Origin of the sequence: Flavobacterium weaverense, assembly GCF_003688495.1 — a bacterium.
Taxonomy (GTDB): Bacteria; Bacteroidota; Bacteroidia; order Flavobacteriales; family Flavobacteriaceae; genus Flavobacterium; species Flavobacterium weaverense.
In genome coordinates this window covers 172,086-185,117 of record NZ_REFH01000010.1, presented here as the reverse complement: position 1 = coordinate 185,117, position 13,032 = coordinate 172,086, and the positions used below count along the sequence as shown (strand labels likewise).

The 13,032-nt window shown below is 35.3% G+C and carries 9 protein-coding genes and 1 tRNA gene; all 10 read right to left on the bottom strand.

Features of this window, described 5'->3' with window-relative positions; all coding sequences use genetic code 11:
• Position 1: 1 nt before the first annotated feature.
• The 10 genes from rpoC to tuf all read right to left on the bottom strand — a co-directional run bounded on the left by rpoC (position 2) and on the right by tuf (position 13,016).
• Entirely contained in the window at positions 2-4,315 is a 4,314-nt protein-coding gene (rpoC, locus tag BC961_RS10675; protein WP_121925847.1) for a DNA-directed RNA polymerase subunit beta', read from the bottom strand.
• Between the two features lie 320 nt (positions 4,316-4,635).
• A complete protein-coding gene (gene rpoB, locus BC961_RS10670; protein ID WP_121925846.1) occupies positions 4,636-8,448 on the bottom strand; it encodes a DNA-directed RNA polymerase subunit beta in 3,813 nt (1,270 codons plus the stop codon).
• 274 nt (positions 8,449-8,722) lie between these two features.
• Positions 8,723-9,091, bottom strand: coding sequence for a 50S ribosomal protein L7/L12 (gene rplL, locus BC961_RS10665; protein ID WP_072993142.1), 369 nt, complete (start codon positions 9,089-9,091; stop codon positions 8,723-8,725).
• Between the two features lie 88 nt (positions 9,092-9,179).
• Positions 9,180-9,692 carry a 50S ribosomal protein L10 gene (gene rplJ / locus BC961_RS10660; protein ID WP_121925845.1) on the bottom strand — a complete coding sequence of 171 codons (513 nt, stop codon included), beginning with the start codon at positions 9,690-9,692 and terminating at the stop codon, positions 9,180-9,182.
• A gap of 22 nt (positions 9,693-9,714) precedes the next feature.
• Positions 9,715-10,404, bottom strand: a complete 690-nt coding sequence (rplA, locus tag BC961_RS10655) for a 50S ribosomal protein L1 (protein WP_121925844.1) — start codon at positions 10,402-10,404, stop codon at positions 9,715-9,717.
• A gap of 13 nt (positions 10,405-10,417) precedes the next feature.
• A complete protein-coding gene (rplK, locus tag BC961_RS10650) occupies positions 10,418-10,855 on the bottom strand; it encodes a 50S ribosomal protein L11 (protein ID WP_121925843.1) in 438 nt (145 codons plus the stop codon).
• A gap of 68 nt (positions 10,856-10,923) precedes the next feature.
• On the bottom strand, positions 10,924-11,475 hold the full coding sequence (gene nusG / locus BC961_RS10645) for a transcription termination/antitermination protein NusG (protein ID WP_121925842.1): 552 nt from the start codon (positions 11,473-11,475) through the stop codon (positions 10,924-10,926).
• A 10-nt stretch (positions 11,476-11,485) separates the two neighbouring features.
• Positions 11,486-11,683, bottom strand: coding sequence for a preprotein translocase subunit SecE (secE, locus tag BC961_RS10640; RefSeq protein ID WP_121925841.1), 198 nt, complete (start codon positions 11,681-11,683; stop codon positions 11,486-11,488).
• Positions 11,684-11,699: 16 nt separating this feature from the next.
• Positions 11,700-11,770, bottom strand: a tRNA-Trp gene (locus BC961_RS10635).
• 58 nt (positions 11,771-11,828) lie between these two features.
• Entirely contained in the window at positions 11,829-13,016 is a 1,188-nt protein-coding gene (tuf, locus tag BC961_RS10630) for an elongation factor Tu (protein WP_121925840.1), read from the bottom strand.
• Between the last annotated feature and the right edge of the window lie 16 nt (positions 13,017-13,032).

Here is a 13,032-nt window from a genome sequence, read left to right as displayed (position 1 = left end):
CTTAGTAAATATATTCCTCTTTGTTAGCCATCATATCATTGTAATCTTCTTTCGAACCTACAATTGTATTATCATATTCTCTCATACCAGTTCCGGCTGGGATTCTATGTCCTACAATAACGTTTTCTTTCAATCCTTCTAAGTAATCGATTTTACCTGCAACTGCAGCTTCATTCAATACTTTAGTAGTTTCCTGGAACGACGCAGCAGATATAAATGATTTAGTTTGAAGAGATGCTCTTGTAATACCTTGTAAAACTGGTGTTGCTGTTGCAGTAACAACATCACGAGCTACAACAAGATTTTTATCTGTACGTTTTAATAAAGAGTTTTCATCACGCAACTCACGAGGCGTAATTATTTGTCCTTCTTTAAGCGCACCAGAATCTCCAGCATCTTCAACCACTTTCATACCATATAATTTATCATTTTGAACGATAAAGTCTTTAGTGTGAATCAATTGATCTTCTAAGAATAAAGTATCACCTGGATCTTGAACTCTAACTTTACGCATCATTTGACGTATTACTACTTCAAAGTGCTTATCGTTAATTTTCACCCCTTGTAAACGGTATACTTCTTGAATTTCATTAACCAAATACTGTTGAACAGCTGCTGGTCCTTGAATTCTTAAAATATCATCAGGAGTAATTGCTCCATCAGATAAAGGAACACCTGCTCTTACAAAGTCATTTTCTTGAACTAGAATTTGGCTTGATAATTTAACCAAGTATTTTCTAATATCTCCGAATTTAGATTCGATAACAACTTCACGGTTACCTCTTTTGATTTTTCCAAAAGAAACAACACCATCAATCTCAGAAACTACAGCTGGATTAGAAGGATTACGAGCCTCTAACAATTCAGTAATTCTTGGTAAACCTCCAGTAATATCTCCTGATTTAGAAGAACGACGTGGAATTTTAACTAACACTTTACCTGCTTTAATTTTCTCACCATTGTCAACCATCAAGTGGGCTCCAACTGGTAAGTTATAAGAACGAATCAATTCATTGTCTTTACCGTAAACCAATAAAGTTGGAATTAATTTGCTAGCTCTAGATTCAGAAATTACTTTTTCTTGGAAACCAGTTTGCTCATCAATTTCAACCATGAATGATTGACCTTGCTCTAAATCTTCATAAGCAATTTTACCAGTAAATTCAGAAACGATAACTCCATTATAAGGATCCCATTTACAGATCACATCTCCTTTTGCTACTGACTGACCGTCTTTCACAAAAATACTTGAACCGTAAGGAATATTATTAGTACTTAATAAAATACCAGTTTTTTCATCAACTAATTTCAATTCTGTAGAACGAGAAACTACAATATCAACTGCGTTACCTTCACTGTCTTCACCTTTAACCGTTTTCAAATCTTCGATTTCAAGTTTACCAGCAAATTTAACAACAATGCTAGATTCTTCAGATATTCCACCCGCAACTCCACCAACGTGGAATGTACGTAATGTCAACTGTGTTCCAGGCTCTCCAATAGATTGCGCAGCAATTACACCAACTGCTTCACCTCTTTGAGTCATTTTACCAGTAGCTAAGTTACGACCGTAACATTTAGCACAGATACCTTTCAACGCCTCACAAGTTAATGGTGAACGAACTTCAACTTTCTCGATTGGAGCAGCGTCAATTGCTTTCATTATAACTTCTGTGATTTGCTCACCTGAACGAATCAAGATTTCATTATTCAAAGGATTAACTAAATCTTGTAATACTACACGACCTAATATTCTTTCTCCTAATGTTTCAACTATTTCCTCATTTTTCTTCAATGCTGAAACTTCAACACCTCTTAGAGTACCACAATCATCGATATTTACAATTACATCTTGCGATACATCATGCAATCTACGAGTCAAGTAACCAGCATCCGCCGTTTTCAATGCCGTATCCGCAAGTCCTTTACGAGCACCGTGAGTAGAAATAAAGTACTCAAGAATCGAAAGACCTTCCTTAAAGTTAGAAAGAATTGGATTTTCAATAATTTCACCACCACCAGCAGTCGATTTTTTAGGCTTAGCCATCAAACCACGCATACCAGTTAACTGACGAATTTGTTCTTTAGATCCCCTTGCTCCAGAATCAAGCATCATATACACCGAGTTGAAACCTTGTTGGTCTTCTCTAATGTTTTTCATTGCTAATTCTGTAAGCTGAGCATTCGCTGAAGTCCATACATCAATAACTTGGTTGTAACGTTCGTTATTTGTAATAAGACCCATATTATAGTTCATAGAAATACCTTGAACTTGTTCTCTGGCATCTGCTATTAATTTTGGTTTTTGTTCTGGAATTCTAATGTCTCCAAGTGAGAATGACAAACCACCTTTAAAGGCAAATTTGTAACCCATGTCTTTCATGTTATCCAAGAAAGCTGCAGTTGTAGGTACATCAGTAGAACTTAAAACGTGACCAATAATATCTCTAAGGTTTTTCTTAGTCAATACATCATTGATATATCCTGCTGCTTCTGGTACTACTTCATTAAATAATACACGACCAGCAGTTGTTTGAATGATTTGGTAAACTAATTCACCTGCTTCATTAAAATGCTTCGCTCTAATTTTGATAGAAGCATTCAATTCTAATCTTCCTTCATTCAAAGCAATATTTACTTCTTCAGCGGAATAGAAAGTGATTCCTTCACCTAAAATTTTCTTTTCAGGAGTTGACAAACGCTCTTTGGTCATATAATAAAGACCCAAAACCATATCCTGAGAAGGTACAGTAATTGGCGCTCCATTTGCAGGATTCAGGATATTGTGAGAACCCAACATTAATAGTTGCGCTTCCAAAATAGCTTCTGGTCCTAACGGCAAGTGAACTGCCATTTGATCCCCATCAAAATCCGCATTAAATGCAGTACAAACTAAAGGATGCAATTGGATTGCTTTTCCTTCAATTAATTTTGGTTGGAATGCTTGAATACCTAATCTGTGCAAAGTAGGAGCACGGTTTAGTAATATTGGGTGACCTTTAATTACATTTTCAAGGATATCCCAAACTACTGGCTCTTTCTTATCTATTATTTTTTTAGCTGATTTTACAGTTTTTACAATTCCTCTTTCTATCAATTTACGGATAACGAAAGGTTTGTATAATTCTGCTGCCATATCCTTAGGGATACCACACTCAGATAATTTTAATTCAGGTCCAACAACAATTACCGAACGAGCAGAATAATCCACACGTTTTCCAAGTAAGTTTTGACGGAAACGTCCTTGCTTACCTTTAAGTGAATCTGATAATGATTTTAATGGTCTGTTTGATTCTGTTTTTACTGCAGATGCTTTACGAGTATTATCGAAAAGTGAATCTACAGACTCTTGCAACATACGTTTCTCATTTCTCAAGATAACTTCTGGAGCTTTAATCTCCATTAATCTTTTCAAACGGTTGTTACGTATAATTACACGACGGTATAAATCATTTAAATCTGAAGTTGCAAAACGACCTCCATCAAGTGGCACAAGAGGACGTAATTCTGGTGGAATAACTGGAACCACTTTCATAATCATCCATTCTGGGCGATTCTCACGGTTCAAGTTAGACTCACGGAAAGATTCAACTACTTGTAATCTTTTTAAAGCTTCAGTTTTACGTTGTTTAGACGTTTCATTATTTGCATTATGTCTCAATTGGTAAGACAACTGATCTAAATCAATTCTAGCCAATAAGTCCATAATACACTCTGCTCCCATTTTGGCAACAAATTTATTAGGATCAAAATCATCCAAGTACTGGTTGTCTGCAGGAAGAGTATCAAGAATGTTCAAATATTCTTCTTCTGTAAGGAAGTCTAATCTTTGTACTGATTCACCTTCTGCATTTTTAGCAATACCTGCTTGAATTACTACGTATCTTTCGTAGTAGATGATCATATCTAATTTCTTAGATGGAAGACCAAGGATATAACCAATTTTGTTTGGAAGAGAACGGAAATACCAGATGTGAGCAATTGGCACAACAAGATTGATGTGACCTACTCTATCTCTACGTACTTTTTTCTCTGTAACTTCAACACCACAACGGTCACAAATGATCCCTTTGTAGCGAATTCTTTTATATTTTCCACAAGCACATTCAAAATCCTTTACTGGTCCGAAAATACGTTCGCAGAAAAGACCATCACGTTCCGGTTTGTGAGTTCTGTAGTTGATAGTTTCTGGTTTTAGAACCTCACCTCTAGATTCTTTTAAAATAGATTCTGGAGAAGCTAATCCTATCGAAATTTTACTGAATCTTTTTACCGGATTCTTGTCTTTATTATTGTTATTTCTATTATTGATCATAGTTTTTACTATTGATTTATTTGCAATTAAAAAATTGATTTTTATTATAATCGAAAAGTTGAAAGCTGAAAGTAAAAAGTCACGAATAACTTTAAAACTTTGTAACAGTAAACTTTTAGACTATTAAAACACCTCGAGTTACTTCTCTAAACTCCAAATTGATTATGAAGCGCTAGTTATAAAAATTTAATTTCTATAAAAAATCGGAACGGTTTACGGGTATAAATCTCGAAAACTAATTAAAACAAGTGTTCAGTGTTCAGTATTTAGCGGTCAATTTATAACTGAAAACTAAAAACAGAACACTGAATACTTAAAATTTATTCTTCTAAACGAATATCAAGTCCAAGACCTTTCAATTCGTGCATCAATACATTGAATGATTCTGGTAAACCTGGTTCTGGCATTGACTCTCCCTTAACGATTGCTTCGTAAGTTTTAGCTCTACCAATAACGTCATCCGATTTAACAGTTAAGATTTCACGTAAAGTACTTGATGCTCCATAAGCTTCAAGTGCCCAAACTTCCATCTCTCCAAAACGTTGACCTCCAAATTGTGCTTTACCTCCAAGTGGTTGTTGTGTAATCAAAGAGTACGGTCCGATAGAACGGGCGTGCATCTTATCATCAACCATGTGACCAAGTTTCAACATGTAGATAACTCCAACTGTTGCTGCTTGGTGGAAACGTTCTCCAGTACCACCATCATAGAGGTAAGTATGTCCAAAACGTGGTATTCCAGCTTCGTCAGTCAATTCATTAATTTGGTCTAAAGAAGCACCATCAAAAATTGGAGTAGCAAATTTTCTACCCAAGTTTTGTCCAGCCCAACCTAATACCGTTTCATAAATTTGACCAATGTTCATACGTGAAGGTACCCCAAGTGGGTTCAACACAATATCTACTGGCGTTCCGTCTTCAAGGAAAGGCATATCTTCGTGACGAACGATACGAGCAACAATACCTTTGTTACCGTGACGTCCTGCCATTTTATCCCCAACTTTCAACTTACGTTTTTTGGCAATATATACTTTAGCAAGTTTCAAAATTCCAGCTGGTAATTCATCACCAACAGTAATTGTGAATTTCTCTCTACGTAATGCACCTTGTAAATCATTCAATTTAATTTTATAGTTATGAATTAAATCATTAACCATTTTATTAGTTGCATCATCAGCAACCCATTGACCTTTACTTAAGTGAGCAAAATCTTCAACAGCATAAAGCATTTTTTGAGTATATTTTTTACCTTTTGGTAAAACTTCTTCACCCAAATCATTCATTACACCTTGAGATGTTTTACCGTTCACAATTACGAAAAGTTTCTCTACTAATTTGTCTTTTAATTCAACAAATTTAGTTTCAAATTCCATTTCTAAAGCGCCTAAAGCATCTTTATCTTGTGTACGTTTACGTTTATCTTTTACTGCTCTTGCGAACAATTTTTTGTCTAAAACAACACCATGTAAAGAAGGAGAAGCTTTTAATGAAGCATCTTTTACATCACCTGCTTTATCACCAAAGATTGCACGAAGTAATTTCTCTTCTGGAGTAGGGTCTGATTCTCCTTTTGGAGTAATTTTTCCGATAAGAATGTCGCCAGGTTTAACCTCTGCTCCAATTCTAATCATACCATTTTCATCTAAATCTTTAGTAGCTTCTTCAGAAACGTTCGGTATATCGTTAGTTAATTCTTCGTTACCTAATTTAGTATCTCTCACTTCTAATGAATAATCATCAACGTGAATAGAGGTGAAAATATCGTCACGAACTACTTTCTCAGAAATTACAATTGCATCCTCAAAGTTGTATCCTTTCCATGGCATAAATGCCACTTTCAAGTTACGACCTAAAGCCAATTCACCATTTTGAGTAGCATATCCTTCAGATAATACTTGACCAAGAACCACTCTATCCCCTTTTCTTACAATCGGTTTAAGGTTGATACTTGTTCCTTGATTGGTTTTTCTAAATTTAATTAGATTGTATGTTTTCTCATCAGATTCAAAACTAACCATTCTTTCTTCCTCAGTACGGTCGTATTTGATAGTTATGATATTAGCATCAACATATTCAATAACTCCATCTCCTTCAGCATTTATCAATACTCTAGAATCAGAAGCAACTTGACGCTCTAAACCAGTTCCAACGATTGGCGCTTCAGGACGAATTAATGGTACGGCCTGACGCATCATGTTAGATCCCATCAAGGCTCTATTCGCATCATCATGTTCCAAGAAAGGAATTAACGAAGCTGAGATAGAAGCAATTTGATTTGGAGCTACATCGGTATAATCAACTCTTGTAGGCTCAATTACAGGGAAATCTCCTTCTTGACGTGCAATTACGTCTTCAGATGTAATTTTTCCTGTAGCGTCCATAGGAATATTTGCCTGAGCAATCATCATTCCTTCTTCTTCTTCTGCGCTTAAGTAAATTGGAGTAGACTCTAAATCTACAGTTCCATTAGTTACTTTACGGTAAGGTGTTTCAATGAAACCCATTCCGTTTACTTTAGCATAAACACCAAGAGATGAAATCAAACCAATGTTTGGTCCCTCTGGAGTTTCAATTGGACATAAACGTCCGTAATGCGTATAGTGAACGTCACGTACCTCAAATCCAGCTCTTTCTCTAGAAAGTCCACCTGGGCCTAGTGCAGATAATCTTCTCTTGTGCGTAATCTCAGCAAGTGGATTCGTTTGATCCATAAACTGTGACAACTGGTTTGTACCAAAGAAAGAGTTAATAACTGATGATAATGTTTTAGCATTAATCAAATCAATTGGTGTAAACACCTCGTTATCTCTAACGTTCATTCTCTCACGAATAGTTCTAGCCATACGAGCTAAACCAACACCGAATTGTTGAGACAATTGTTCTCCAACTGTTCTAACACGACGGTTTGATAAGTGATCAATATCATCAATCTCTGCTTTAGAGTTGATCAATTCAATCAAATATTTCACGATAGTTATGATATCTTCTTTGGTCAAGACTTGCTTTTCCATTGGAGTATCTAAACCTAATTTTTTATTTATTCTATAACGACCAACTTCACCTAAGTTATAACGTTGATCAGAAAAGAATAATTTATCTATAATACCACGAGCAGTTTCTTCATCAGGCGGTTCTGCGTTACGCAATTGTCTGTAGATATGCTCAACAGCTTCTTTTTCAGAGTTTGTTGGATCTTTTTGTAAAGTATTATGGATAATAGCATAATCACCTTGATTAGCATCTTCCTTATGTAACAAAATAGATTTAACGTTAGAATCAATGATTTCTTCAACATTATCTTTGTCGATAATTGTATCTCTATCAAGGATTATTTCGTTACGTTCGATAGAAACTACCTCACCAGTATCTTCATCTACGAAATCCTCATGCCATGTATTCAATACACGTGCAGCTAATTTTCTACCGATATATTTTTTAAGACCTGTTTTAGATACTTTAATTTCCTCAGCAAGGTCAAAAATTTCAAGGATATCCTTGTCTCTTTCGAAACCGATTGCACGGAATAAAGTAGTTACAGGTAGTTTTTTCTTTCTATCAATATAAGCATACATTACGCTGTTTATATCAGTAGAAAATTCTATCCAAGAACCTTTAAAAGGAATTACCCTAGCAGAATAAAGTTTTGTTCCATTTGCGTGGAATGATTGACCAAAGAAAACACCAGGAGATCTATGTAATTGAGAAACAACTACACGTTCAGCACCGTTGATAACAAAAGTACCACTTGGCGTCATGTAAGGAATTGTACCAAGATATACATCTTGAACAATTGTTTCGAAATCCTCATGTTCTGGATCTGTACAATATAGTTTCAACCTTGCTTTTAAAGGTACACTGTAAGTAAGACCTCTCTCAATACATTCTTGAATGGTGTAACGTGGTGGATCTACAAAATAATCAAGGAATTCCAATACAAAGTTATTTCTTGTATCTGTAATTGGGAAGTTTTCCATGAAGGTATTGTAAAGCCCTTCATCGCCTCTTTCGTCAGATTTAGTTTCTAATTGAAAAAAATCTTTAAACGATTTAACCTGAACATCTAGAAAATCTGGATATTGAGGTATGTTTTTTGTTGAGGCAAAATTTAATCTTTCAGTCTGATTTGTAATCATCAATGGAGAAATTTTGATTAAAAAAAGTAGTTTTTGTGCTAAACACTGTTTAATTTATAAAACAATCTATACTTTTTTTTTATAACCGATACATCTTTAAAAATACTTAAAGAGAGACTCTTTCCATATTTTCTTTCATCGTATTGATTTAAAAACCTGTTGTATTTATGCTATTTTATAATAAAACTTAAATATAATTTTATTATACGAAAAATGGTTTAGGCCTTGGACATACATCCAAGACCTAAACCTAAATTCTTAAAAGAGAGATAAACTATTTAAGTTCAACCTCAGCTCCTGCTTCTTCTAAAGATTTTTTAAGACCTTCAGCCTCTTCTTTAGTAACACCTTCTTTAACGTTACTTGGTGCGCTATCTACTACATCTTTAGCTTCTTTCAAACCTAAACCTGTAAGTTCTTTTACCAATTTAACTACAGCTAATTTAGAAGCACCTGCTGCTTTTAATACAACTGTAAATTCTGTTTGAACATCTTCAGCAGCAGCTTCACCACCACCTGAAACTACTACAGCTGCAGCAGCTGGTTCGATTCCGTACTCATCTTTTAATATTGTTGCTAATTCGTTAACTTCTTTAACTGTAAGGTTAACCAATTGTTCTGCGAATTGTTTCAAATCTGCCATTTTTTCTATCGTTTTAAAATGATTTGTAAAAATATAATTTATTTATTGTGCGCTTGTTTAAATTAAATTAGAGTGAACTCTATTTTAATTATGCATCTACTTCTTCTGTAGCCTCTTCGCCTTTTGCGAATTGGTTTTGAAGAGCAGAAATAACTCTTTGAGCTGGTGATTGAAGTAATCCAATGATTTCTCCAATAAGCTCTTCTTTAGATTTGATCGTTGCTAATGCATTCAATTGATCATCACCAATATAAACTTCAGCATTGATGTAAGCTCCTTTTAAAACCGGTTTGTCCGATTTTTTACGGAAATCTTTGATGATTTTTCCAGGTGCATTTGCTACGTCTGAAATAAATATAGCACTACTTCCAGTTAATACTGAAGGTAAATCACCATAATCATTATCAGAAGCTTCCATTGCTTTTGCAAGCAAAGTGTTTTTAACAACCTCTAATGTGATACCTGCTTTGAAACAAGCTCTTCTCAAGCTTGAAGTTGCTTCTGCATTAAGTCCAGAAATATCAGATACATAAATAATATTTGTACCAGCTAACTGTGCAGTTAAATCTTCAATCGCGATTGATTTTTCTTCTCTAGTCATACTAAAAATTTTTAACTACCAATTATACTGCTTTAGGATCCAATGCAATTGCAGGACTCATAGTGCTAGTTAGGTAAATACTTTTGATGTAAGTTCCTTTAGCCGCAGTTGGTTTAAGTTTGATTAATGTTTGAATAATTTCGTGAGCATTGTCAATGATTTGTTCAGCTCCAAAAGAAACTTTACCAATTCCTGCATGCACAATACCAGTTTTATCAACTTTGAAATCGATTTTACCAGCTTTTACCTCTGCAACAGCTTTTGCAACATCCATAGTTACAGTACCTGTTTTAGGGTTAGGCATTAAACCTCTAGGTCCTAAAATACGACCTAATGGACCTAATTTACCCATAACTGAAGGCATAGTGATGATTACATCAACATCTGTCCAACCGTCTTTGATTTTTTGTAGGTAATCGTCAAGACCAACATAGTCTGCACCAGCTGCTAAAGCTTCCGCTTCTTTATCTGGAGTAACTAATGCTAATACTTTAACGTCTTTACCAGTTCCATGAGGTAATGTAACCACACCTCTAACCATTTGATTCGCTTTTCTTGGATCTACACCCAAACGTACCGCGATATCAACAGACTCATCAAATTTTGCAGAAGCAACTACTTTTATTAACGCCGCAGCATCTTTAAGAGAGTATAATTTGTTCTTTTCAATTTTTGAAGCAGCCTCTTTTTGCTTTTTTGTCAATTTTGCCATGTCTTTCTCTTAATTAAAAAGGAGCTTCTCCTGATACAGTTATACCCATAGATCTAGCTGTTCCAGCAATCATGCTCATAGCAGATTCGATTGTGAATGCATTTAAATCTACCATTTTATCTTCAGCAATTGCTTTGATAACATCCCAAGTAACGCTAGCTACTTTTTTACGATTTGGCTCACCAGATCCAGACTTTAGCTTTGCAGCTTCCATTAACTGGACTGCCGCTGGAGGAGTTTTTACAACAAAATCAAATGATTTGTCTTTATACACAGTAATTTGTACTGGGCATATTTTGCCGGCTTTATCTTGAGTTCTAGCATTAAATTGCTTACAGAACTCCATGATGTTTACACCAGCAGCTCCTAAAGCAGGTCCAACCGGTGGCGACGGGTTCGCAGCACCTCCCTTAACTTGTAGTTTAACTACCTTACTAATTTCTTTAGCCATTTTTTAAAAAATTTAACATTACAATCATTGGAAGCGATTATAATGGATATTATAGATGTAACAAAAAATTATACTTTTTCAACTTGCATAAAACTTAACTCTAATGGAGTTTTTCTTCCGAAAATTTTAACCATTACTTCTAGTTTACGCTTTTCTTCATTAATTTTTTCAACAGTACCGTTAAACCCATTAAAAGGTCCATCGACAACCTTAATTGTTTCACCAAGGTTGAAAGGAATTGCACGAGTATCAGTATTAACTGCTAACTCATCTACTTTTCCTAACATTCTGTTTACTTCTGAAATCCTTAAAGGAACAGGTTCACCACCTTTAATCTCACCTAGAAAACCAATGACACTTGTTATCGATTTAATAATATGAGGTATTTCTCCAACAAGATTTGCCTCGATCATAACATAACCTGGAAAATATACCTTGTCTTTGATTATTTTTTTTCCTTCTTTTACAGTAACGACTTTTTCAGTAGGAACTAGAACTTGAGAAACATAATCAGTCATCTCTAATCTTGCGATTTCGGTTTCGATGTATGCTTTTACTTTATTTTCTTGTCCGCTTACTGCTCTAACGACATACCACTTTTTAACATTATTATCTGCCATAACAAAAAATTTAAGCTTTTATCCAGTTAAAAAATCCAGCTAAAGCTTTTGCAAAGACTTCATCAACTCCCCAAGTTGCCAAGGCGAATAATATTGAAAAAACAGCAACAACAATCGTTAGACGTTGTACTTCAGGCCATTCTGGCCAAGTTACATTTGACTTTAATTCTTCAAATGCTTCCGAGATATAATTTACAACTTTTGTCATTATCATTAGTTTTTTGCACGGGCGGAGGGATTCGAACCCCCATCAACGGTTTTGGAGACCGCTATTCTACCCTTGAACTACGCCCGTAGTTAAGCCAGTTATATTTCAGTTAAGAAAAATAACTGGCTTTCTATAATTTTTAGGATTAACCTACAATTTCAGTTACTTGACCAGCACCTACTGTTCTACCACCTTCACGGATAGCGAAACGTAAACCAACGCTCATTGCGATTGGGCTTAATAAAGCAACATTGATAGTTAAGTTGTCTCCTGGCATTACCATTTCAACTCCTTCTGGAAGAGTAATAACTCCTGTTACGTCAGTTGTACGTACGTAGAACTGTGGACGGTAGTTATTATGGAATGGTGTGTGACGACCACCTTCTTCTTTTTTCAAGATATAAACCTCAGCTTTGAAAGTAGCGTGTGGTTTTACTGATCCTGGCTTAATGATAACCATTCCTCTTTTAATAGATTCTTTATCAACACCTCTTAACAATAAACCTACGTTATCTCCAGCTTCACCTCTATCAAGGATTTTACGGAACATCTCAACTCCAGTAATAGTAGAAGTTAATTTTTCAGCTCCCATTCCAATGATTTCAACTGAATCTCCTGTATTAGCAATACCAGTTTCGATACGACCTGTAGCAACAGTTCCACGACCAGTAATTGTAAATACATCTTCAACTGGCATCAAGAAAGGCTTCTCAGTATCTCTGATTGGCTCTTCGATCCAAGCATCAACAGCTGCCATCAATTCAAGAATTTTCGGTACCCATGTTGCATCTCCGTTCAATCCTCCTAAAGCAGAACCTTGGATTACTGGACAGTTGTCACCATCATATTCATAGAAAGACAATAAGTCTCTAATTTCCATTTCAACAAGCTCTAATAACTCCTCATCATCAACCATATCCACTTTATTCATGAATACAACCATTCTAGGAATACCAACTTGACGTCCTAATAGGATATGCTCACGTGTTTGTGGCATTGGCCCATCAGTTGCAGCTACCACAAGAATAGCACCATCCATTTGAGCAGCTCCTGTAACCATGTTCTTTACGTAATCCGCGTGACCTGGACAGTCAACGTGAGCGTAATGACGATTAGCAGTCTCATACTCAACGTGAGATGTATTAATTGTAATACCTCTTTCTTTTTCTTCAGGAGCATTATCAATTTGATCAAATGATCTTGCTTGACAGTAACCAGCATCAGATAATACTTTTGTGATTGCTGCTGTTAAAGTAGTTTTACCGTGATCTACGTGTCCGATCGTACCAATATTTAAGTGTGGTTTCGAACGGTTAAAGGTTTCTTTTGCCATTTTACTTAATTTTTAA

Excerpts from the sequence above, each read along its gene's own strand:
- rpoB (WP_121925846.1), bottom strand. The coding sequence starts at position 8,448 with ATGATTACAAATCAGACTGAAAGATTAAATTTTGCCTCAACAAAAAAC.
- nusG (WP_121925842.1), bottom strand. The coding sequence starts at position 11,475 with ATGGCAGATAATAATGTTAAAAAGTGGTATGTCGTTAGAGCAGTAAGC.
- secE (WP_121925841.1), bottom strand. The coding sequence starts at position 11,683 with ATGACAAAAGTTGTAAATTATATCTCGGAAGCATTTGAAGAATTAAAG.
- rplA (WP_121925844.1), bottom strand. The coding sequence starts at position 10,404 with ATGGCAAAATTGACAAAAAAGCAAAAAGAGGCTGCTTCAAAAATTGAA.
- rplJ (WP_121925845.1), bottom strand. The coding sequence starts at position 9,692 with ATGACTAGAGAAGAAAAATCAATCGCGATTGAAGATTTAACTGCACAG.
- rplK (WP_121925843.1), bottom strand. The coding sequence starts at position 10,855 with ATGGCTAAAGAAATTAGTAAGGTAGTTAAACTACAAGTTAAGGGAGGT.
- rplL (WP_072993142.1), bottom strand. The coding sequence starts at position 9,091 with ATGGCAGATTTGAAACAATTCGCAGAACAATTGGTTAACCTTACAGTT.
- rpoC (WP_121925847.1), bottom strand. The coding sequence starts at position 4,315 with ATGATCAATAATAGAAATAACAATAATAAAGACAAGAATCCGGTAAAA.
- tuf (WP_121925840.1), bottom strand. The coding sequence starts at position 13,016 with ATGGCAAAAGAAACCTTTAACCGTTCGAAACCACACTTAAATATTGGT.